General features: G+C 73.4%; 22 protein-coding genes and 1 riboswitch. Of the genes, 13 read left to right on the top strand and 9 right to left on the bottom strand.

Features of this window, described 5'->3' with window-relative positions:
* Window positions 1-36 precede the first annotated feature (36 nt).
* Both ACI2L3_RS06345 and ACI2L3_RS06350 read right to left on the bottom strand, forming a co-directional pair.
* Window positions 37-765 carry an ANTAR domain-containing protein gene (locus tag ACI2L3_RS06345; RefSeq protein ID WP_404751137.1) on the bottom strand — a complete coding sequence of 243 codons (729 nt, stop codon included), beginning with the start codon at window positions 763-765 and terminating at the stop codon, window positions 37-39.
* Window positions 762-1,502 (bottom strand): ANTAR domain-containing protein, encoded by a 741-nt coding sequence (locus ACI2L3_RS06350; protein ID WP_404751138.1) that lies wholly within the window; start codon window positions 1,500-1,502, stop codon window positions 762-764. The genes ACI2L3_RS06345 and ACI2L3_RS06350 overlap by 4 nt, the downstream gene beginning before the upstream one ends.
* 290 nt (window positions 1,503-1,792) lie before the next feature.
* On the opposite strand from ACI2L3_RS06350, the gene ACI2L3_RS06355 reads away from it, so the two are divergent.
* Together ACI2L3_RS06355 and ACI2L3_RS06360 are read left to right on the top strand one after the other, a co-directional pair.
* Window positions 1,793-2,533 (top strand): ANTAR domain-containing protein, encoded by a 741-nt coding sequence (locus ACI2L3_RS06355; protein ID WP_404751139.1) that lies wholly within the window; start codon window positions 1,793-1,795, stop codon window positions 2,531-2,533.
* A 158-nt stretch (window positions 2,534-2,691) separates the two neighbouring features.
* Window positions 2,692-3,063 carry an STAS domain-containing protein gene (locus ACI2L3_RS06360; protein ID WP_404751140.1) on the top strand — a complete coding sequence of 124 codons (372 nt, stop codon included), beginning with the start codon at window positions 2,692-2,694 and terminating at the stop codon, window positions 3,061-3,063.
* Here ACI2L3_RS06360 and ACI2L3_RS06365 read toward each other — a convergent pair.
* Window positions 3,060-3,407: a hypothetical protein gene (locus tag ACI2L3_RS06365; RefSeq protein WP_404751141.1), complete on the bottom strand. Its 348-nt coding sequence runs from the start codon at window positions 3,405-3,407 to the stop codon at window positions 3,060-3,062. The genes ACI2L3_RS06360 and ACI2L3_RS06365 overlap by 4 nt on opposite strands.
* Before the next feature lie 322 nt (window positions 3,408-3,729).
* Between ACI2L3_RS06365 and ACI2L3_RS06370 the strand changes: the two genes are divergently transcribed.
* From ACI2L3_RS06370 to ACI2L3_RS06380, 3 genes are all read left to right on the top strand, one after another.
* Window positions 3,730-4,737, top strand: coding sequence for an acyl-CoA desaturase (locus tag ACI2L3_RS06370; protein ID WP_404751142.1), 1,008 nt, complete (start codon window positions 3,730-3,732; stop codon window positions 4,735-4,737).
* A gap of 43 nt (window positions 4,738-4,780) precedes the next feature.
* Window positions 4,781-5,239, top strand: coding sequence for a DUF5994 family protein (locus ACI2L3_RS06375; RefSeq protein WP_404751143.1), 459 nt, complete (start codon window positions 4,781-4,783; stop codon window positions 5,237-5,239).
* Between the two features lie 133 nt (window positions 5,240-5,372).
* Complete coding sequence (locus tag ACI2L3_RS06380) at window positions 5,373-5,570, top strand: hypothetical protein (protein ID WP_404751144.1); 198 nt, start codon at window positions 5,373-5,375, stop codon at window positions 5,568-5,570.
* A gap of 80 nt (window positions 5,571-5,650) precedes the next feature.
* Here the strand turns inward: ACI2L3_RS06380 and ACI2L3_RS06385 are convergent, their stop codons facing one another.
* Entirely contained in the window at window positions 5,651-5,851 is a 201-nt protein-coding gene (locus ACI2L3_RS06385; RefSeq protein WP_404751341.1) for a hypothetical protein, read from the bottom strand.
* Between the two features lie 180 nt (window positions 5,852-6,031).
* Here ACI2L3_RS06385 and ACI2L3_RS06390 point away from each other — a divergent pair, with 180 nt between their 5' ends.
* Window positions 6,032-6,226 carry a hypothetical protein gene (locus ACI2L3_RS06390; protein WP_404751145.1) on the top strand — a complete coding sequence of 65 codons (195 nt, stop codon included), beginning with the start codon at window positions 6,032-6,034 and terminating at the stop codon, window positions 6,224-6,226.
* A 7-nt stretch (window positions 6,227-6,233) separates the two neighbouring features.
* Here the strand turns inward: ACI2L3_RS06390 and ACI2L3_RS06395 are convergent, their stop codons facing one another.
* The gene (locus ACI2L3_RS06395; protein WP_404751146.1) at window positions 6,234-6,875 is read right to left on the bottom strand and encodes a histidine phosphatase family protein; all 642 of its coding nucleotides are present in this window, start codon (window positions 6,873-6,875) and stop codon (window positions 6,234-6,236) included.
* 111 nt (window positions 6,876-6,986) lie between these two features.
* On the opposite strand from ACI2L3_RS06395, the gene ACI2L3_RS06400 reads away from it, so the two are divergent.
* Complete coding sequence (locus ACI2L3_RS06400) at window positions 6,987-8,252, top strand: amidohydrolase (protein WP_404751147.1); 1,266 nt, start codon at window positions 6,987-6,989, stop codon at window positions 8,250-8,252.
* Between the two features lie 36 nt (window positions 8,253-8,288).
* On the opposite strand, the gene cobN is transcribed toward ACI2L3_RS06400, so the two are convergent.
* The gene (cobN, locus tag ACI2L3_RS06405) at window positions 8,289-11,909 is read right to left on the bottom strand and encodes a cobaltochelatase subunit CobN (protein ID WP_404751148.1); all 3,621 of its coding nucleotides are present in this window, start codon (window positions 11,907-11,909) and stop codon (window positions 8,289-8,291) included.
* A 56-nt stretch (window positions 11,910-11,965) separates the two neighbouring features.
* Window positions 11,966-12,038: riboswitch (cobalamin riboswitch) on the bottom strand.
* Window positions 12,039-12,186: 148 nt separating this feature from the next.
* Between cobN and ACI2L3_RS06410 the strand changes: the two genes are divergently transcribed.
* The 3 genes from ACI2L3_RS06410 (at window position 12,187) to cobJ (ending at window position 15,634) form a co-directional block, all read left to right on the top strand.
* Window positions 12,187-13,467 (top strand): cobalamin biosynthesis protein CobG, encoded by a 1,281-nt coding sequence (locus ACI2L3_RS06410; RefSeq protein WP_404751342.1) that lies wholly within the window; start codon window positions 12,187-12,189, stop codon window positions 13,465-13,467.
* Window positions 13,464-14,105 (top strand): precorrin-8X methylmutase, encoded by a 642-nt coding sequence (locus tag ACI2L3_RS06415; RefSeq protein ID WP_404751149.1) that lies wholly within the window; start codon window positions 13,464-13,466, stop codon window positions 14,103-14,105. Before ACI2L3_RS06410 ends, ACI2L3_RS06415 begins: the two co-directional genes overlap by 4 nt.
* A 65-nt stretch (window positions 14,106-14,170) precedes the next feature.
* Window positions 14,171-15,634 carry a precorrin-3B C(17)-methyltransferase gene (gene cobJ / locus ACI2L3_RS06420; RefSeq protein ID WP_404751343.1) on the top strand — a complete coding sequence of 488 codons (1,464 nt, stop codon included), beginning with the start codon at window positions 14,171-14,173 and terminating at the stop codon, window positions 15,632-15,634.
* A gap of 121 nt (window positions 15,635-15,755) precedes the next feature.
* Here the strand turns inward: cobJ and ACI2L3_RS06425 are convergent, their stop codons facing one another.
* Complete coding sequence (locus ACI2L3_RS06425) at window positions 15,756-16,514, bottom strand: cobalt-precorrin-6A reductase (RefSeq protein WP_404751150.1); 759 nt, start codon at window positions 16,512-16,514, stop codon at window positions 15,756-15,758.
* 78 nt (window positions 16,515-16,592) lie between these two features.
* Between ACI2L3_RS06425 and ACI2L3_RS06430 the strand changes: the two genes are divergently transcribed.
* Window positions 16,593-17,726: a cobalt-precorrin-5B (C(1))-methyltransferase gene (locus ACI2L3_RS06430; protein WP_404751151.1), complete on the top strand. Its 1,134-nt coding sequence runs from the start codon at window positions 16,593-16,595 to the stop codon at window positions 17,724-17,726.
* Between the two features lie 28 nt (window positions 17,727-17,754).
* On the opposite strand, the gene cobM is transcribed toward ACI2L3_RS06430, so the two are convergent.
* Together cobM and cbiE are read right to left on the bottom strand one after the other, a co-directional pair.
* Window positions 17,755-18,504, bottom strand: a complete 750-nt coding sequence (gene cobM / locus ACI2L3_RS06435; protein ID WP_404751152.1) for a precorrin-4 C(11)-methyltransferase — start codon at window positions 18,502-18,504, stop codon at window positions 17,755-17,757.
* Window positions 18,501-19,757 (bottom strand): precorrin-6y C5,15-methyltransferase (decarboxylating) subunit CbiE, encoded by a 1,257-nt coding sequence (gene cbiE / locus ACI2L3_RS06440; protein ID WP_404751153.1) that lies wholly within the window; start codon window positions 19,755-19,757, stop codon window positions 18,501-18,503. The genes cobM and cbiE overlap by 4 nt, the downstream gene beginning before the upstream one ends.
* 265 nt (window positions 19,758-20,022) lie before the next feature.
* Between cbiE and ACI2L3_RS06445 the strand changes: the two genes are divergently transcribed.
* A complete protein-coding gene (locus ACI2L3_RS06445) occupies window positions 20,023-20,637 on the top strand; it encodes a GNAT family N-acetyltransferase (protein ID WP_404751154.1) in 615 nt (204 codons plus the stop codon).
* A gap of 129 nt (window positions 20,638-20,766) precedes the next feature.
* Window positions 20,767-21,159, top strand: coding sequence for a cell division protein SepF (locus ACI2L3_RS06450; RefSeq protein WP_404751155.1), 393 nt, complete (start codon window positions 20,767-20,769; stop codon window positions 21,157-21,159).
* Window positions 21,160-21,256: the final 97 nt, after the last annotated feature.

Consider the following 21,256-nt stretch of genomic DNA (forward strand, 5'->3'; position numbering starts at 1 on the left):
CAGGGCGGGCGGCGAGGAGCGGTGCGGAGCGTCCGGTCAGTGGCGTCGGATGGCGGAGGTGTCGAGGGAACCGTCGATGAGCTGACGGCACAGCTCGGTCAGGGACTGCTGGTGGCTGCGGGCGTGGCGGCGCAGGGCGTCGAACGACTCGTCGAGGGTGGTGCCCCAGCGTTCGGCGAGTATCCCCTTGGCCTGCTCGATGACGATGCGGCTCGACAGAGCGGCCCGCAGCTGGGACCGCTCGACGTTGCCGTGCACGATGGTGCGGTGCTGCAGGATGGCGATGGTCGCCACATCGGCCAGTGCCTGCGCCACCCGCGCGTCACGTTCGCTGAGCTTCTGGTCGCGGACGTCGAAGAGGTTCAGCGCGCCGACGACCTGCTGCCGCAGGCGCATCGGCAGGGCATGGGTGGTGACGAAGCCGGCGTGGCGGGCGCGCTCCGCGAAACGCGGGAAGTCGGCCGTCTGCACCGGTGATGTCAGGGCGATGTTGAGCTGGGCGGTGCCGCTGCGGGAGCACTCCACGCAGGGTCCCTGGTCGCTCTGGATGGAGAAGAGTTCCAGCAGCCGGGTGTGCTCGTCGGACGCCGCGATCAGTTGCAGGCTGCCGCTGGGGTCGGCGAGCATGACGCCCACGGCGGAGACGTCGAGCAGGTCGTTGCACCGGTCGCACAGCTGGTGCAGGAAGTCGATCAGATCGAAGTCGTCGACGAGGGTGTCTACGGCCTCGACCATGGCTGCCAGCAGTTGTTCTTCACGTGTCATGGCCCTTCAGTCCCTTCGCCGGCAGGAGTGTCCGGCCCGTTTTCATCATTCTGGAAGCTCAGCCGCCTGGCCACCACGTCCTCGGCGACCTCCACCACGGGCAGCCCGTGCCGGTAGGCGTACCCGCGCAGCCGCAGGAGAGCCTGCGCCAAGGAGATCCCGGCCTGCACACTGACCATGCCGCTGGCCTGGTGCACGGCGGCGCGGTAGAAGTCCGAGGAGTCGTCGGCGTCGGCGAAGGAGGTCTGCTGCGCGCCGCCGTCGAGGAGGAGGGCGACGAGGGCGTTGGCCACGAGCGAGACGTCGGCCATGGTGGCGTCCGGGATCGGCCCGGGCACCCCGCGCTGCAGGGTCATGGTGCCCAGGCAGGCGGAGCCGAGGGACAGCGGGAAGCAGAAGATCGCGCCGATGCCCAGCGCCGCGGCCTCGGGCGACAGCGCCGGCCAGCGGTCCGTCGGCAGAGCCGACAGGTCCGGCACGAGGACGGGCTCGACGGAGGCGGCCACCTCGATTCCCGGCCCCTGGCCCAGGGTGAACTGCAGGTCCTCCAGCCGCGCGCTGGCGCCCGCGGTGGACCACAGCAATTCGCTCAGCCCGCTGTCCGTCGTCGCCGAGACGGCGATGCCGTCCACCCGCAGGATCTGTGCGCACAGGTTCGGATCGGCTCCGATCAGCCCCACATCACCGTAGGAGGGACGCAGGCTCTCCAGTACGGCGGCCAGATCTTCGGTGCCCACAGCTGTTCACCTCCGGATGCGGCCGCCTTGAGGAGGACTCCCGTGGTGCGGGCGCGCTCCGACAGGTATCAGTCTAGGGACACTCCGGCGAAGGCGGGCGCCGGACACCTGTGGCGGGCCGGGTCCGGGCGTAGGCTGAAGAGGCAAGCTGCCCGCAGGCGAACGCCGCCCACCCCCCTGACATTGGCTTCCGATCGGGGCAGCATCGGCGGTGAATGCCGGAGATCGGATACGAAGATGCCCGCGTACCACGGGGCGGCTCGTCCGCACGTTTCCGCATCGAGATTCCGATGACCGCCCCACGGCCGGCAGCCGTGGTCCTCGCCGCCCGTCACACGGGCCACGCCGACCCGGCGGGCCGCATCGGCGCGTCGTGCCGTTCGGCTCTGCACGGCGCCTATTCGGTGGGCCTGACGCTGGCGGTCGACGCCGCTCTGGCGCAGCGGGTGTCGCTGTGTGCCGTCGGTCCGCTGGCCGCCCAGGGCGAGGCGTTGCAGATCAACCTCGGAGAGGGGCCGTGCGTGCAGGCCCTGAGCCGGCGCGTCCGGGTTCTCGCCGACGACCTCGACGACCCGGATGCCACCCGCGAGTGGCCGTTCTTCGCCCACGACGCCAAGGCCCATCACATCCGCGCGGTCTTCGCCCTGCCCATCCTCAACGGCAGCGACCCGGCACGGCAGGCCGGCCTCGTCCTCTGCCTCTACCGGCACCGTCCCGGCCCGATCTCCGACGCCGATCTGCACACCGCCCAGGACCACGCCGACGCCGCCGACCTCCTGCTCCTCGCGGCGCCCCCGCGGGCCGAGGACGACCTCGCCACCGCCTGGCTGCTGCCCGTCGACGCGACGGTCCACCAGGCCATCGGCATGATCAGCTACCGCCACTCGCTCACCGGCAGCCAGGCCCTGGCCCTGCTTCGGGCCCACGCCCACGCCCGGCAGATCGACCTGACGGCGCTCGCCCACGCCGTCGTCCACGAGCACCTGATCCTCCCCGACCCGCCCACCTCCGGCCCCACGGACGTCCCATAGGCCCGGGGGTCCCATTAGCAGGTGCAAGGCGGACGCCGCAGACGATCGACTGAAGTGTCGCGACAGGCGCTTCCCGGCCATTACCGTGAAGCGCCGGCCCAGACCCCGTTGGCGACCGGTCCCCAGGGGGACGCACCGTAATCGGCCGAATGAGGGTCATGTCGTCTTCGACGCCCACGACGTCCTGCATCGAGTCCGTGCACGCGCACGGCCCGGACCTCGTGGTCCGCCTGCGGGGGGAGATCGACGTCTCCACCGCGCCCGCCATCACCTCGTACCTCGACACGCTGACGCCCGGGCACCACGCCGGCCTGCTGATCGACCTGCGTCATGTCACGTTCATGGACGGTGCCGGTGTACGGGTCCTGACCCGTGCCCGCGCCGGACAGGGCGGGCGGCTGCGCCTGATCTGCACGCAGTCGATCACCCTCCGGCTGCTCCGCCACCCGAGCCTGCGCCTGCACTTCGAGATCCTGGACCGTCTCCCGCCATCCGCACCGCGGACAGTGTGGCCTAGGGCCTGTCCCTAGAGACGCAGCAGCCGTTGGGTGATTTCCCGGTACTGGCGCAGTGCGAGCCGGAGTTCGACGGCCGCTGTGCCGGGGTCCTGGCCCTGCCAGTCCGCGCGCAGCGCTCGCCTCCGTTCCGCGATGGCCTCCATCAGCAGGGCGGCGGTCTCGTCCAGAGCGGCGTCCGCCTCTTCCAGCGCGTCGCCCGGGGTGTCGGCGAAGGTGTTGATGGCGCGGCCGAGGCGCCGGGTGATCTTGTCGCGCTCGTCCGAGGGCAGCAGCGGCCCGGACCCCGCCGCGGCGGGTTCGGTACGCCCCCGTGGCTGGTCCGCGGGCTGCTGGGCGCGTCTCTGGTCGTACATCATCGGTGCCGCTTCCGTCCGCGTTCAGGCGTTCTTCGGTCTTCTCGGCGGCCCGTTCCTGGCCGGCGTTCCGTAGCGACATGGCTCTGCGCCGTGCAGCCAGTCAACGTCCGGTGGCGGTCCGTGTCAACGCGATACCCGGGCGATCCGGACCGCTTCCTTGCCGAGCCGACGGCAATACGGCGTCGGAGGAGTACCGTTGAAGTGGCGAGGGCACTTCGTGTGCCGGTGTCCTGACCGACCGGCTCGGCCCTCGCGCAACTCCTTCCACAGAGGCAGCCCAGGACCCCGGCCGCGTCATCGCACCGAGGCCGAGGTCCCCCGCATGTCGCTCGTTTCAGGCACACGCCCACCGGCGTCCCCGCCGCTCACCGACCAGCCGCCGCCCGAGAGTTACGACGGCACGTCGCCCTTCCCGCCCGACGGGCCGCAGCGCGGGCGAAGCGGCGGTGAACGGCTGTACGTCATGGTGACGGCGCTGATCGTCGCCCTGCCGTTCGTGGCGCTCGGCCTGGCCGGCTGGCTGCTGTGGGGCCGTCTCGTCCACCCCGTCGACGTGTTGCTCTTCGCCGTCTTCTACGTGGTCACCGGTCTCGGCGTCACGGTCGGCTTCCACCGCGGGCTGACCCACGGTTCCTACCGGGCCGCGCGCCCCCTGCGCTACGCACTCGCGGTGGCCGGGTCCATGAGTTTCCAGGGTGACGTGATCGGCTGGGTCGCCACGCACCGGCGGCACCACGCCTTCACCGACCGGCCCGGCGACCCGCACTCGCCGTACCGCTACGGCACGCGCCTGCGCGGCCAGTTGCGGGGGCTGCTGCACGCTCATGTCGGCTGGCTGTTCCGCAACGAGCAGACCCCGGCGGAGCGTTACGCCCCCGATCTCCTCGCCGACCGCGACATCCGTGCCGTGTCCCGCGCCTTCCCGATGCTGTGCGTCCTCACGCTCGCGCTGCCGTTCGGTCTCGGCTGGGCGATCGGCGGTTCCTGGCTGTACGGGGTAACGGCGTTGCTGTGGGCGGGGATCGTGCGCGTCGCCCTGCTTCAGCATGTGACCTGGAGCGTGAACTCGCTGTGTCACATGATCGGTGAGCGTCCGTTCCGCACCAGGCGCCATGACCGGGCCACCAACCTGTGGCCGCTGGCCCTGCTCTCCTTCGGGGAGAGCTGGCACAACCTCCACCACGCCGACCCCACCAGTGCCCGGCACGGCGTCGACCGCGGTCAGGTCGACCCGTCGGCCGCCGCCATCCGTCTCTTCGAACGCCTGGGCTGGGTGGACGACGTGCGCTGGCCGACGCGGTCGCGGATCGCCGCCCGTCGTCGTTCCTGAAGGTCGAACAGCCCATCGAGGAAAGGCAATCGAGAGGGACATCATGGCCATCGCCCCGGAACTCCCGTACCACTCCACGACCCGGACCCGCTCCGAGCCCCGAACCCAGGTCCCTCCCTACTCCCAAGCCCGGTCCCAGCCCCTCCTGCGGCTGCGGCTGGCTCCGCACGGTGCTCTGCCACGGGCCATCGACGGAGCGTGGTGGCCGTATTCGTACGACGTGCTCGCCGAACTCCCCGGGCTGCTCGCCGGTCTGCCACCGCAGTGGGGGCCCATCGGCAACGTCACGGTCAACGGGGCGATGTGGACCGAGCCGCCCGGCCGGATGGTCGTCGCCGGGCAGCCCGTACGACTGCACAGGAACCTCGCGTCGTCACTCCCGCACACCGTCGTCCTGCTCGCCCCCGGCCGAGGGCGCTGGGACCTGGTGGTCGTGGAGCCGGAGGCGTCCCCGGAATCGGCGGCCCTGCTCATGGCCGCCGCCGCGGGCGGACAGAGCTGAGCCAGGTGAATCGTTACTTCTTTCACGTACGGGTGATATGGGGCGTATCGGGTTCTCGGGTTGGGGAGTCACGGAGCGGCTCGCGTTGATCGTCGAGCCGAAGGCAACTCCGCTGACTTGAAGGAGAGTTCACATGCGCCGTACCGCTGCCGTCATCCTGGGTGCCGTCGCCCTGCTGGGAGTCCTCGCGGCGCCCGCCAGTGCGGTCCCGGATCCCGTGGCCACCGTCGACTGTTTGGCGGCGGCGGCCGGTGACGTCACGTCGCTCATCGATCCGGCGAGCCCCGGCGTCCCCGCGGAGATCCCGGGCACGACGTGCCTCGCGCCGTGATCTGAGCAAACGCCCGCACCCGCACCGCACTTGTGCTTCCCGGCGGGGTCGCGCAAGTGCGGGCCGGCGCCGTCAGGCTCTCAGCCCCACCGGTAGCCGTCGCCGAAGAGCAGGGTGTGTTCCAGCACGTCCTCCAGGGGGTCGTCGATCTGGCCGACGTCGATCAGCGCGACCCGGGGCGCGTTGTGCGAGTTGTGGTGTGTCTCGTCGGCGTGCGCCGTGCCGGAGCACAGTACGGCCGGCGTGGCCGTCATCGCCGTGACCAGCGCCCAACGGGACATCTTCCGTGCCCAACTGCCGTTCACCGCGGCCTCCTTGAAACGTGCGCGTCCGGGCCGTCGAGCGCGGCCCGTTCGCCCTGTGTAACCCCGGCGCGGGCAGGAAGTCACCGACGATCATACGAACGGGTCGTCGCCCGCTCCCCGGTTCGCACCGACCTCCGCATACAGGAAGGCAGTCGCATGTCCCGTCACGCCGTCGTCGGCGCCCTTGCCGCCGGGCTGCTCGTCTCCGTCGCCGCTGCCGTCGCCGCACCGGCTGCCGCCGCGGTCCCGGCGAATCCCATTCCGCTGCCTGTCGTCGACACGCTGATCAACGAAGGAGTCTCGGTCGAAGGCCCGCTGATCAACAACATCGTTCTCCCGACGGCTCCCTGATGGCTACTCAGGCACGGAGCTCCGGGGGGAATCCGGTCCAGCGCAGCTCCTCGGGCAGGTGGCTCATGTCGTTGTAGAACACCAGGGAGGCGGGACGGCCCGGGGTGTAACGGATGGCCGTCAGAGCGGCGTTGCAGTGGTTGAGACCCAGCCAGCGCGCCGGTGGGGTCTCCAGCGCGGCGCGGACCAGCCAGCCGATCAGGAAGTTGTGGGTGACGAGCAGCTCGTGGCGCGGCTCGTCGCCGGGAACGGGGCCGGTGAAGCGGGCGAGGGCCTCCCGGGCCAGTGCGGGGCCGTCCTCGCGCTCCGCCTCGGGGAACTCCGCCAGGCGCGCCAGCGTCGCGTCGGCCGTCTCCGGGGCCAGCTCGTCCTTGTGGGGGATGTAGGGGAGGTAGTCGCCCGCAGGGGCCGAGCGGTGCAGCGGTACGGCGCCGGTCAGCCGGTCGCCGATCAGGCGGGCCGTCCGTTCGGCGCGGGGGAGCGGGCCGTGGTGGATCGCGGAGAGCGGCACGCCCCGGAGGCGCTCGCCGAGGAGCACGGCCTGCCGGACGCCGCCCTCCGTCAGCCCGCTCTCGTCGGGCGTGGCCTCGCCGTGCCGGGCGATGTAGAGGTGCCGTGCGGCGTATGCGGCGGGCGGGGGAGTGGTCATGGCGCGGCGGTCCCTTTCCGGTCTTCATCGACGACTGGAGTGACGTGCCGCAGGGGGGACCGGTTCCGTCGTACGTAGGGTGGCGGGAGTACGACAGACGAGGAGCGTGACATGACCGCCGCCGAACGGAACGCCTCCGCCCTGCGGGGCCTCGACGCCATCAAGGGGGAGCTCGGTGAGCTCTACCGCGATCTGCACGCCCACCCCGAGCTGTCCTTCGAGGAGCACCGCACCGCCGCCGAGGTCGCGCGCCGCGCCGCCTCGTACGGGTACGAGGTGACGACCGGCGTCGGCCGCACCGGTGTGGTCGCCGTCCTGGAGAACGGTGCGGGGCCGACCGTCCTGCTGCGCGCCGACTTCGACGCGCTGCCCGTGACGGAGCGCACCGGACTTCCGTACGCGTCCGTCAACGACGGGGTGATGCACGCCTGCGGCCACGACATGCACGTCACCTGCCTGCTGGGCGCGCTGAAGCTGCTCGCGGACGCCCGCGCCGGCTGGTCGGGCCGGATCGTCGGCGTCTTCCAGCCCGCCGAGGAGGTGGCGAAGGGCGCGCAGGCGATGGTCCACGACGGCTTCTACGAGCGGTTCGGCGTCCCGGACGTCGTGCTCGGGCAGCACGTCGCGCCGCTGCCCGCCGGGATGATCGGCGCGCATCCGGGCCCCGCCTTCGCGGCGACCGACGCCCTGCGCGTGCGGATGTTCGGCAAGGGCGCGCACGGCTCGCGTCCCGAGGCGTCGATCGACCCCGTGGTGATGGCCGCCTCGACCGTGATGCGGCTGCAGACCATCGTGTCCCGGGAGATCGCGGGCGGTGAGACCGCCGTGGTGACCGTCGGCTCGCTCCAGGCGGGCACGAAGGACAACATCATCCCGGACGAGGCCGAGCTCAAGATCAACATCCGGACGTACACGCCCGAGGTGCGGGCGCGGGTCCTCGCCGCCGTCGAGCGGATCGTCAAGGGGGAGGCGGCGACCGCGGGCGCGGAGAAGGAGCCCGAGATCACGGAGATCGACTCGTTCCCGGTCCTCGACAACGACGCGGCCGCCGTGGAGAGGACCATGGCCGCGATCGGCGCGACGATCGGCGCGGACCGGATCCTCGACCCCGGCCCGGTGACCGGCAGCGAGGACGTCGGGTACTTCGCGACCTCCGCGGAGCGCGACATCCCGCTCTGCTACTGGCTGTTCGGCGGCGCCGACCCGGCGACGGTCGTCGCCGCGCAGAAGGCGGGCACCTTCGAGCGGGACGTGCCGTCCAACCACTCGCCGCTCTTCGCGCCGCTCGTCGAACCGACCCTGGACACCGGGGTCACCGCGCTCACCACGGCCGCGCTGGCCTGGCTGGACGAGGGTCCGGGCCGGTCGTCCGACTGACGACCGGCCGCCGGGGGCGTCGGGGACGTCGAGGGGTCAGCCCTCGTCGCCGCCGGCGTCCTCCAGGTTGCCCTCGGTCTCCAGGTAGGCCTGCCGCAGAGCTTCGAGCACCGCCGGGTCCGGCTTGGCCCACATGCCGCGCGACTCCGCCTCCAGGAGGCGCTCCGCGATGCCGTGCAGGGCCCAGGGGTTGGCCTCCTGGAGGAACTGACGGTTCGTCGGGTCCAGGACGTACGTCTCCGTGAGCTTGTCGTACATCCAGTCGGCGACGACGCCCGTCGTGGCGTCGTACCCGAACAAGTAGTCCACGGTGGCGGCGAGTTCGAAGGCGCCCTTGTAGCCGTGGCGGCGCATCGCCTCGATCCACTTGGGGTTGACCACGCGGGCGCGGAAGACGCGCGAGGTCTCCTCCACCAGCGTGCGGGTGCGGACCGTCTCGGGGCGCGTCGAGTCGCCGATGTACGCCTCGGGGGCCGTGCCCCGCAGCGCGCGCACGGTCGCGACCATGCCGCCGTGGTACTGGAAGTAGTCGTCCGAGTCCGCGATGTCGTGCTCGCGGGTGTCGGTGTTCTTCGCGGCGACGGCGATGCGCTTGTACGCGGTCTCCATCTCGGCGCGCGCCGGGCGGCCTTCGAGCCCGCGGCCGTAGGCGTAACCGCCCCACACCGTGTAGACCTCGGCGAGGTCCGCGTCGGTGCGCCAGTCGCGGGAGTCGATGAGCTGGAGCAGGCCCGCGCCGTACGTGCCGGGGCGGGAGCCGAAGATGCGGGTGGTGGCCCGGCGCTCGTCGCCGTGCTCGGCGAGGTCGGCCTGGGCGTGCGCCCGTACGTAGTTCTGGTCGGCGGGCTCGTCCAGCGAGGCGGCGAGCCGCACCGCGTCGTCGAGCAGGCCGATCGTGTGCGGGAACGCGTCGCGGAAGAAGCCCGAGATGCGCAGCGTCACGTCGATGCGGGGGCGGCCCAGCTCCTCGTACGGGATGGCCTCCAGGCCCGTGACGCGGCGCGACGCGTCGTCCCAGACCGGGCGGACACCGAGCAGCGCCATGGCCTCGGCGACGTCGTCGCCCGCCGTGCGCATCGCGCTGGTGCCCCACAGGGAGAGGCCCACGGAGGTGGGGTACTCGCCGTTGTCCGTCTTGTACCGCTCGATGAGGGAGTCGGCGAGGGCCTGGCCCGTCTCCCACGCGAGGCGGGACGGGACTGCCTTCGGGTCGACCGAGTAGAAGTTGCGGCCGGTCGGCAGGACGTTGACCAGGCCGCGCAGCGGGGAGCCCGAGGGGCCCGCCGGGACGAAGCCGCCGTTGAGGGCGTGCACGGAGTGGTCGAGCTCGGCGGTGGTGGCCGCCAGGCGCGGGACGACCTCGCGGGCCGCGAACTCCAGGACGGCGGCGACCTGTTCACCCTGGTCGGTGGGGAGCGCGGCGAGGTCCCAGCCCGCGTCGTCCATCGCCTGGACCAGCTCGCGGGCCTTGTCCTCGGCCGCGTCGGCGGTGGTGCGCGTCGCAGCGGACTCGTCGAGACCGAGGGCCTCGCGCAGACCGGGCAGCGCGGACGTGCCGCCCCAGATCTGGCGGGCCCGCAGGATCGCGAGGACGAGGTTGACGCGGGCGGCGCCCGCCGGGGCGGTACCGAGCACGTGCAGGCCATCGCGGATCTGCATGTCCTTGATCTCGCAGAGCCAGCCGTCGACGTGCAGCAGGAAGTCGTCGAAGCCGTCGTCGTCCGGACGGTCCTCCAGGCCCAGGTCGTGGTCGAGCTTCGCGGCCTGGATGAGCGTCCAGATCTGCGCGCGGATCGCCGGCAGCTTCGCCGGGTCCATCGAGCTGATCTGCGCGTATTCGTCGAGGAGCTGCTCCAGGCGCGCGATGTCGCCGTAGGAGTCGGCGCGGTCCATCGGCGGCACCAGGTGGTCGATGAGCGTGGCGTGCACGCGGCGCTTGGCCTGGGTGCCCTCGCCCGGGTCGTTGACCAGGAACGGGTAGATCAGCGGCAGGTCGCCGAGCGCGGCGTCGGGGCCGCAGGCGGCGGAGAGGCCCGCGTTCTTGCCGGGCAGCCACTCCAGGTTGCCGTGCTTGCCGAGGTGGATCATCGCGTCGGCGCCGAAGCCGCCGTCCGCCGCGGACGCCGCGATCCAGCGGTACGCCGCCAGGTAGTGGTGCGACGGCGGCAGGTCCGGGTCGTGGTAGATCGCGATGGGGTTCTCGCCGAAGCCGCGCGGCGGCTGGATGAGGATGAGGAGGTTCCCGCGGCGCAGGGCGGCCAGCACAATGTCGCCCTCCGGGTCGCCGCCGTTGCCCACGCGCGAGCGGTCCAGGAACATCTCGCCGGGCGGCGGCCCCCAGTGCTGCTCGACGGAGTCGCGCAGCTCCTGCGGCAGCGTCGCGTACCACCGCTTGTAGTCGGCGGCCGGGATGCGCACCGGGTTGGCGGCGAGCTGCTCCTCGGTGAGCCACTCCTGGTCGTGGCCGCCCGCGTCGATGAGCGCGCGGATCAGCTCGTCGCCGTCGCCGGAGACGAGACCCGGGATGTCGGCCTCGGGCCCGAAGTCGTAACCCTCGGCGATGAGCCTGCGCAGGAGCGCCACGGCGGACGCGGGGGTGTCGAGGCCGACCGCGTTGCCGATGCGGGAGTGCTTGGTGGGGTACGCGGAGAGGACCAGCGCGAGGCGCTTGTCGGCGGCCGGGATGTGCTTCAGGCGTGCGTGCCGTACGGCGATGCCGGCGACCCGGGCCGCCCGCTCGGCGTCCGCGACGTACGCGGGAAGCCCGTCCTCGTCGATCTCCTTGAAGGAGAAGGGGACCGTGATCAGCCGCCCGTCGAACTCCGGGACCGCGATCTGGCTCGCGGCGTCCAGCGGCGAGACGCCCTCGTCGTTCTCCTCCCACGCGGAGCGCGACCCGGTCAGGCACAGCGCCTGGAGGATCGGCACGTCCAGGCCGGTCAGCGCGCCCGCGTCCCACGACTCGTCGTCGCCGCCCGCGGAGGCCTCGGCGGGCTTGGTGCCGCCCGCCGCGAGGACGGTCGTCACGATGGCGTCGGCGGCGCGCAGCTCCTCGATCAGCTCGGGCTCGGGGGCGCGCAGCGAAGCCACGTACAACGGCATGGCGCGGGCGCCCGCGTCCTCGATGGCGCCGCACAGCGCGTCCACGAAGGCGGTGTTGCCGCTCATGTGGTGGGCGCGGTAGTAGAGCACGGCGACCGTGGGGCCCTCGACGTCGGCGCGGGCGGTGCGCTCCAGCGGGCCCCAGGAGGGGGCGGCCGCGGGCGGCTCGAAGCCGTGGCCGGTGAGCAGCACGGTGTCGGAGAGGAAGCGGGCCAGCTGCTCCAGGTTGGCGGGGCCGCCGTGCGCGAGGTAGGCGTGCGCCTCGGCGGCGATGCCGATCGGCACGGTCGAGGAGGCCATCAGCTGGGCGTCGGGCGCCTGTTCACCGGTGAGCACGACGACCGGGAGGCCGGTGGCGATGAGCTGGTCGAGGCCGTCCTGCCAGGCGCGGACGCCGCCGAGGAGGCGTACGACGACGAGGTCGACGCCGTCGAGGAGAGCGGGCAGCCCGTCGAGGTCGAGGCGGGACGGGTTGGCGAACCGGTAGTCGACCGGGCCTCCCGCCGCGCGGGCGCTGAGCAGGTCGGTGTCGGAGGTCGACAACAGCAGAAGCATGCGGGCGCAGGCCTTCCTCGGGGTGTCCGCGCCCCGGGTGGTCGTGTGGACGGCAGGAGTTCCTGGCTCACCCCGCACGGGCGGGGCTCACAGTGGCGGGACCGCGCCGGATTCGCACCGGGCTTCCTCCCTCGGGTCCTGGTGGACCCACGCCGTCGCTGGCGTCGACGGACCTGGCGGTCCGCCGCCTGCATAGTAAGTCCTGCCCGCCGCCGGTGGGGCGGCCACCTGCCAGGACGGTCCGTCTCGGGAGGCGACCGGCCGGATCCGCGTGGGTATGCTCGCCGCCATGCCGCCCACCCGAGCACCATCCCCAGACCAGGGCGAATCCCTCATACGTGACCGGGGCGACGCCTGCCCCGGAGCCCTTCGTCTGCACCTCGCGGACGACGGTCGCCTCGCCCGACTCCGGCTGCCCGGCGGTCTTCTGACCGGCAGTCAGGCGTCCGTGCTGGCAGCCGCGGCGGAGCGGCTCGCGGACGGCAGCCTCAGCATCACGTCCCGCGGCAACATCGAGCTGCGCGGCCTCGGCGACGCGTGCGGCGACGAACTCTCCCGGCTGCTCGCGGACGCCGGCCTGCTGCCCTCCACGCGCCACGAGCGCGTCCGCAACGTGGTCGCGTCCCCGCTCGCCGGAACCGACGGACTCGGCCACGCCGACGTGCAGTTGTGGGCCCGTGACCTGGACGGACTCCTGTGTGCCGAGGAGTGGACGCCGGACCTCTCCGGCCGCTTCCTGTTCGCCCTCGACGACGGGCGCGGGGATGTGGCGGGCCTCGGCGGCGATGTGACCTTGATCGCAGAATCGGGCGGGAGCGCGGTCGTACGCCTCGGGGGGCACGCCCTCCGGATCGCCGGGGCCGACGCCCCGCGCGCCGCACTCGCCGCCGCCGGGGCCTTCCGCACCGCCGCGCGCGAGGCGGGCAACGGGGCCTGGCGGGTGCGCGAACTGCCCGCCGGACAGCTCGTGGACCTGGCCGGAGCGCTGGCGCGTGCCGGTGTCGCCGCCACCCCCGCCGCCGTCCCCCGCACGCCGGTCACCGCGCCGCCCGCCCCGGGCGTCGTCGGCCGCGCGGTGGTGGTCCACGCGCCCCTCGGCCGCGTGAGTGCGGCCCAGTGGCGGGCCCTCCTCCCGCTCCCGGCCGACGAACTGCGGGTCACGCCCTGGCGCGGCTTCGTGCTCCCCGGCTTCGCCGACGGGACCGCGGCCCGCGCAAGGCTCGCCGCGCTGGCCGACGCCGGATACGTCACCGCACCCGGCTCGCCCTGGCTCGGCGTCGGCGCCTGCACAGGCCGCCCCGGCTGCGCCAAGTCCCTCGCCGACGTCCGCGCCGACGCCGTCCCCGGCACCGGCGGACTCCCCGTCCACTGGTCCGGCTGCGAGCGGCGCTGCGGGCGCCCGCACGGCGACTGGGTCGACGTCCTCGCCACCGGGGACGGCCGCTACGAGGTGACGGTGCGCACCGGCGGCTCGACCGTGCCCGTGCCGGACGGCGGGACCCTGACCGAGACGGTCACCACGGCACGTAACACCATGAAAACGACGGCCACGAGATGAGCGAGAGCACAGTGTTCGACTACGAGAAGGACGGCGCGGCGATCTACCGCGAGTCCTTTGCCACCATCCGCGCGGAGGCGGACCTCCACGGCCTGCCCGCCGACGTCAGCCAGGTCGCGGTCCGGATGATCCACGCCTGCGGGATGGTCGACCTCGTGAAGGATCTCGCCTTCAGCCCGCGCGTGATCGCCGACGCCCGCAAGGCGCTGCGCGACGGCGCGCCGATCCTCTGCGACGCGAACATGGTCGCGAGCGGCGTCACCCGCAAGCGGCTGCCCGCCGACAACGACGTGATCTGCACCCTCGCCGACCCGTCCGTGCCGGACCTCGCCCAGCGCATGGGCACCACCCGCAGCGCCGCCGCCATGGAACTCTGGCGCGACCGCCTCGAAGGCTCCGTCGTCGCCATCGGCAACGCGCCTACCGCCCTCTTCCGTCTCCTGGAGATGATCGAGGAAGGCGCGCCCCGCCCGGCCGCCGTCCTCGGCATCCCGGTCGGTTTCGTCGGCGCCGCCGAGTCCAAGGACGCGCTGGCCGAGCACTCCTCCGGCCTGGAGTACCTGGTCGTACGAGGACGTCGCGGCGGCAGCGCGATGGCGGCGGCGGCGATCAACGCGATTGCGAGCGAGGCGGAGTGAACACCGAGACCACTGCCCCGGGCAAGCTGTACGGCGTCGGGCTCGGCCCCGGCGACCCCTCCCTGATGACCGTGCGGGCCGTCGAGGTGATCGCGGCCGCCGACGTGGTCGCGTACCACTCGGCCCGGCACGGCCGCTCCATCGCCCGCTCCATCGCGGCGAAGCACCTCACGGCCGACCACATCGAGGAGCCGCTGGTCTACCCCGTCACGACGGAGACCACCGACCACCCCGGCGGCTACCGCGGCGCCCTCGACGACTTCTACGAGGAGGCCGCGGCCCGACTCGCCGCCCACCTCGACGCGGGCCGCACGGTCGCCGTCCTCGCCGAGGGCGACCCGCTCTTCTACGGCTCCTACCAGCACATGCACAAGCGCCTCGCGCACCGCTACCCGACCGAGGTGATCCCCGGCGTCACCTCGGTGAGCGCGGCGGCGGCCCGGCTCGGCGAGCCCCTGGTGGAGGCCGAGGAGATCCTCACGATCCTGCCGGGCACGCTCCCCGAGGAGGAGCTGGCCGCGCGCCTCGCGGCGACGGACTCGGCGGTCGTCATGAAGCTCGGCCGTACGTTCGGGAAGGTGCGCGGCGCCCTGGAGAGCGCGGGCCGCCTCGACGAGGCGCGGTACGTCGAGCGCGCCACGATGGAGGGCGAGCGCACCGGCCGCCTCGCCGACGTGGACCCCGAGTCGGTGCCGTACTTCTCCGTGGCGGTGCTGCCGAGCCGGGTGGCGCCCCTGACGGGCGGCCCCGCGCCGGAACCGCCCGCAGAGCGGCGTGGCGAGGTCGTGGTGGTCGGCACGGGTCCCGCGGGGCCGCTGTGGCTGACCCCCGAGACGCGCGGCGCGCTCGCCGCCGCCGACGACCTGGTCGGCTACACCACGTACGTCGACCGCGTGCCGCACCGCCCCGGCCAGCTGCGGCACGGCTCCGACAACCGCGTCGAGTCCGAACGTGCCGAGTTCGCCCTGGAGCTGGCGCGGCGCGGGCGGCGGGTGGCCGTCGTGTCGGGCGGCGACCCCGGCGTCTTCGCGATGGCCACGGCTGTCCTGGAGGCGGCCTCGCAGGACGCGTACGCGGACGTTCCGGTACGGGTGCTGCCCGGCGTGACCGCCGCGAACGCGGCGGCGGCCCGGGCGGGCGCGCCGCTCGGCCACGACTACGCGACGATCTCCCTCTCCGACCGGCTCAAGCCCTGGGAGGTCATCGCGGAGCGCCTTGCCGCGGCGGCCGCGGCGGATCTCGTCCTCGCGCTCTACAACCCGGGCTCGCGCAGCCGGACCTGGCAGGTCGGCAAGGCGCGCGAGCTGCTGCTCGAACACCGGGCGCCGGATACGCCGGTGGTCCTCGGGCGGGACGTCGGCGGGCCCGAGGAGAGCGTGCGGATCGTACGCCTCGGGGACCTCGACCCCGCCGAGGTCGACATGCGGACGCTGCTGATCGTCGGCTCCTCGCAGACGCGGGTGTCGCGGCGGCGCGGGGGTGGGGAGCAGATCGTGTGGACGCCCCGGCGGTATCCCGAGGGCGGTTAGGCGGCTTGTCCTCTGCGGGTGCGTTGTGGCCGAGCGCGCAGTTCCCCGCGCCCCTGAAAACGGGGCTGCGCCCCGTCAGGGGCGCGGGGAACTGCGCGACCAGCCACAACACACCCGCACCTCACCGCGCAGCGGAACGCACCCAGTCGACGGCCTCCTCCGGGGTGGCGACCTCGGGCACAGCCGCCGGCAGGGCAGGGCGCCGGACCACCACGACAGGAACCCCCGCCTCGCGCGCAGCGACAAGCTTGGGCGCAGTCGCCGCGCCCCCACTGTCCTTCGTCACCAGAACGTCGATCCGGTGCGTACGGAACAGCTCCCGCTCCCCTTCGAGGGTGAAGGGCCCCCGGTCGAGGAGCACCTCCATGCGGGCAGGGAACGGCGGCTCGGGCGCGTCGACGGAGCGTACGAGGAACCAGCGGGCGGCCGGCTCCGGGTCTCCGGCGAACGCGGCGAGGCCCATCCGCCCGGTGGTGAGGAAGACGCGCTCGCCCAAGGCGGGCAGCACCCGCGCCGCCTGCTCCAGGGAGTCGACCGGATGCCAGTCGTCCGCGTCTTCCGCGACCCAGCCGGGCCGGCGCAGGGCGAGCAGGGGAACATGGGCCGTGGCGGCGGCCCGCGCCGCGTTGAACGAGATCGTCCCGGCGAAAGGATGGGTGGCGTCGATGAGCGCGTCCACGTGGTGCTCGGCCAGCCACGCCGCAAGCCCCTCCGCCCCGCCGAAGCCGCCGACGCGGACCTCGCCGGGCGGCATGCGCGGCGCCGCGACCCGCCCCGCGAGGGAGCTGGTCACGCGCAGCCCCCGTGGTCCCGCCTCGCCCGCGAGGAGCTCAGCCAGGCGGCGCGCTTCGGTCGTTCCTCCCAGAATCAGTACGTGCACGGAGTCCGGTTCCATTCATGAGTAAGGCCATGAGTAAGGCCATGAGTAAGGCCATGAGTAAGGCCATGAGTAAGGCACATGAGTAAGGCGAGCGGGCCGGGCCAGGCCGAGGGCGGTCGCAGCGCCCAACTCAAGCACACCGGTCTGCGGCCCGGCTGGACGACCGGTGCCTGCGCGACCGCCGCCACGACGGCCGCGTACACGGCGCTGCTCACCGGCGACTTCCCCGACCCGGTGACCATCACGCTGCCCAAGGGCCAGACGCCCGCCTTCGCGCTCGCCGCCGAGGAGCTGACGGACGCGTACGCCATGGCGGGCATCGTCAAGGACGCGGGCGACGACCCGGACGTCACGCACGGCGCGCTGGTGCGGTCCACGGTGCGGCGGCTGCCGCCCGGCTCGGGCGTCGTCTTCAAGGCGGGCCCGGGCGTGGGCACCGTCACCCGTCCCGGGCTGCCGCTTGACGTCGGCGAGCCCGCGATCAATCCCGTGCCGCGGCAGCTGATGCGCGACCACGTGGCGCTCGTCGCGGAGCGGGCCGGGGCCGCGCCGGACGTCGAGATCACCGTCTCCGTGGACCACGGCGAGGAGATCGCCCGCTCCACCTGGAACCCGCGGCTCGGCATCCTCGGCGGCCTGTCCATCCTGGGGACGACCGGCATCGTCGTGCCGTACTCCTGCTCGGCGTGGATCGACTCGATCCGGCGGGGCGTGGACGTGGCGCGGGCGGCGGGGCGCACGCACGTCGCCGGGTGCACAGGATCGACGTCGGAGAAGACGGTCGTCGCCGAGTACGGGCTGCCCGAGGACGCCCTTCTCGACATGGGCGACTTCGCGGGCGCGGTCCTCAAGTACGTACGCCGCCACCCCGTCGACCGCCTCACCATCTGCGGCGGCTTCGCCAAGCTGTCGAAGCTCGCGGCGGGCCACCTCGACCTGCACTCGGCCCGCTCCCAGGTCGACAAGGGCTTCCTCGCGGAGCTGGCCCGCGCGGGCGGCGCACCCGACGCCCTCGCCGCGCAGGTCGCCGCCGCCAACACGGGTCTCGAAGCGCTGCGGCTGTGCGAGGCGTCGGGGGTGCCGCTCGGTGACCTGGTCGCCGAGACGGCCCGTGCCGAGGCGCTCGCGGTGCTGCGGGGCGCGCCGGTCATGGTCGACGTCATCTGCATCGACCGGGCCGGGACGGTCGTGGGCCGCAGCGCGCTCAAGTAGCGCCGCGGGCCACGGGCCGGGCCACGCGTCAGCAGACGTGCCGGTCCCGCTCCGCCGAGTACAAGTGGCTGTCGCGGAACTGCGAGGCACCCAGCGTCCGCCCCACCATGATGACGGCGGTCCGCACGATCCCCGCCTCCTTCACCTGCCCCGCGATGGACTCCAGCGTGCCCCGCAGGATCACCTCGTCGGGACGGCTGGCGAGGGCGACCACCGCGGCGGGGCAATCGGCGCCGTAGTGGGGCAGCAGTTCCTCGACCACGCGGTCGACGTACCCGGTGGCCAGGTGCAGGACGAGCAGCGCGCCGCTGCGGCCGAGCGTGGCCAGGTCCTCGCCCTCGGGCATGGCCGTCGCGCGCTGGGCGATGCGGGTGAGGATGACGGTCTGGCCGACGGTCGGCACGGTCAGCTCCCGCTTCAGGGCGGCCGCCGCGGCGGCGAACGCGGGGACGCCCGGCACCACTTCGTACGGCACCCCGGCCGCGTCGAGCCGCCGCATCTGCTCGGCCACCGCGCTGAACACGGACGGATCGCCGGAGTGCAGCCGCGCCACGTCGAGCCCCTGCTCGTGCGCGTGCACCAGCTTCTCGGTGATCTGATCCAGGTTGAGCTGCGCGGTGTCGACGAGCTGCGCCCCGTCCGGGCATTCGGCGAGCAGTTCGCGCGGCACCAGGCTGCCCGCGTACAGGCAGACCTGACAGCTCGCGATCCGCCGCGCGCCGCGGACCGTGATCAGGTCGGCGGCGCCGGGTCCCGCGCCGATGAAGTACACGGTCATCGTTCTTGCTCTCCAGACTTGGTGACGGACCATTGGGTGACCGGCATGGCCTGGCGCCAGCCGGTGAAGCCGCCCACGGGGACGGCCTGCGCGACCGCGAGCCGCACCAACTCGCCGCCGTGGCGCCGGTACCACTCCGTGAGCAGCGCCTCGGACTCCAGCGTGACGGTGTTGGCGACGAGCCGGCCGCCGGGCGGCAGCGCGGCCCAGCCGGCGTCGAGGAGGCCGGGCGCGGTGAGGCCGCCGCCGATGAACACGGCGTCCGGCGTGGGCAGTTCGGCGAGCGCGGCGGGCGCGGCGCCGGTGACGACGCGCAGCCCGGGCACGCCGAGCCGCTCGGCGTTGCGGGTGATGCGTTCGGCGCGCACGGGGTTCTTCTCGATGGTGACGGCGCGGCACGACGGGTGCGCCCGCAGCCACTCCACGGCGATCGAGCCGGAGCCGCCGCCCACGTCCCAGAGCAGTTCACCGGGTGCGGGCGCGAGCGCGGCGAGGGTGGCGGCACGGACGTACCGTTTGGTGAGCTGCCCGTCGCTGTCGTACGCGGCGTCCGGCAGCCCCGGTACGACGCCGAGCCGCAGCGCGTCGGGGGAGCGGCGGCACTCGACCGCGACGACGTTCAGCGCGTCACCGGGCCCGTGTGCCCAGCTGTCGGCGACACCTTCGTACGCAGACTCCCGCTCCCCGCCGAGCTGTTCGAGGACGCGCAGCCGGCTCGGGCCGAAGCCGCGCTCGCGCAGCAGGGCGGCGACCTCGGCGGGTGTGTCCGCGTTCGCGCTGAGGACGAGGAGCCGGCGCCCGTCGTGCAGCGCGGCGGCGAGGCGGGCGGCCGGGCGGCCGACGAGTGTGACGACCTCGGTGTCCTCGACGGGCCAGCCGAGGCGGGCGCAGGCGAGGGAGACGGCCGACGGGTGCGGCAGCACACGCAGCGCGGCGGCGCCCAACTCCTCGGCCAAGGCGCGTCCGATGCCGTAGAACATGGGGTCGCCGCTGGCGAGCACGGCGACGCGGCGCCCCGCGTGGGCGGCGAGCAGGCCGGGCACGGCGGGCCGCAGCGGCGAGGGCCAGCGCACGCGCTCGCCCGGGCACTGCCCGGCGGGCAGCAGCTCCAGCTGGCGGGGCCCGCCGATGAGCACCTCGGCCTCCGCGAGCGCGGCGCGCGACGCGGCAGGCAGCCCGTCCCAGCCGTCGGCCCCGATCCCGACGACGGCGACGGCGGCGGCCGGGGTTCCTGCGGGGGGTGCGGGGGTCACTGCGGGTACCTGACCTCGGGGTTCGGGGGAGACTGCGCAGCTCCGCACTCTACTGCCGACCCGGCGGCGTACCCTTATTGCGAACCACTTGCAATAACTGGTCATGCAATTACTACGAGGCGGGTCTGCGGATGTCCGGCATCGGTGCCGTCGCCGTCACCACCGGCCCCGGCCGACACGAAGCGCTACTGCAGTTCGCGTCGCTCAACCCGGTCGGTGCGGTGTTCGGGCGGGTGGCGTGATGGGGCGGGCCGTCGTGCGTCGGGTGACCGGAGCCGAGCTGCTCGCGCGTCACGCGGAAGGCGTACGTTCCGTCTACGCGGAGGCCTTTGGGGAGCCGCCCTGGAACGAGGGGCCGGACGAGGCGGATCAGTACCTTGAGCGGCGGCTCGCGGCCGATGTCGCGCGGCCCGGGTTCGTGGCGGCGGTCGCCCTCGGCGGCGGGGGACACGGGGCCGGTGCGGAAGGGCCGCCGAGGGTCATCGGGTTCACGGTCGCGTGGACGACCGGCACCCCGCTCCCCGGCACCCGCTCGTACCCCCTCGTCACCGCCGCGCTCGGCGCCCGCGCCGACGCCTGGCTCGGTGGCGCGCGCCAGGTCGACGAGCTCGCCGTCCGGCCCTCCGCGCACGGCCTCGGCGCGGGCCGCGCCCTGCTGGCGGCGGTGACGCGGGACGCGCCCGACGGCCGCTGCTGGCTCCTGACCGCGTCCCACGCCGGCGACGCCGTCCGGTTCTACCGGCGCGTCGGCTGGCAGCAGATCACCCACCCCGCCCCGGACAGTGGGGACGTGGCGGTGTTCCTCGGACCGGGGCACCCGGCCCTCGCCGACGCCGACGCCGAAACCGATGCCGGAAGGTGGCGAACGTCACGGCGTTGAACGCCGTGGAGAAGGGGCACCCGGCCGGTGACGCCGACGGCGACCGTGTCGTTGTTGGGCTGAACGGGTGACTTGGCGTAAGAATTGGCCGGTGCAGAGAACAAGTGCGAGCCAGGACGGGGTGGGCAAGTGAGCAGCAGTCAGCGCCACGACGTCACCGATGAACAGTGGGAAGGGCTCGCCCAGGTCGTACCGCTGCGCAGCCGCAACGAATGGCCCTCGTGGCCGGGACACCGCGCGCTGCCCGACGCGGAGACCGAGACGCGCCGCCGCTTCGTGGTGATGCGGGTCAACGTCTTCTCGGACGCCCGCGAGGTCGCCGAGACCGTGATGGCGCAGATCCCGGTCCTGCTGGACCTGACGGGCGCCGAGACCGAAGTCGCCAAGCGCGTACTGGACTTCAGCAGCGGCGTGGTCCTCGGCCTCGGCTGCGCCATGCACCGGGTCGACAAGAACGTCTTCCTCCTCGCGCCGCCCGGCACGGAGGTCCAGGGCCTGGTGGAGGCGGTCTCGCAGCCGTAGCCCCTCGACGGCTCGCGCGGGGGTTCTTCGCGGGGAATCCACCGATCGTAGGAAGGTCGGTTGGGCGTAACGGTTCACCGGCGTCGCCGCCGCCTAC

The sequence above is a fragment of the Streptomyces sp. NPDC029674 genome (genome assembly GCF_044903205.1).
Lineage (GTDB): Bacteria > Actinomycetota > Actinomycetes > Streptomycetales > Streptomycetaceae > Streptomyces.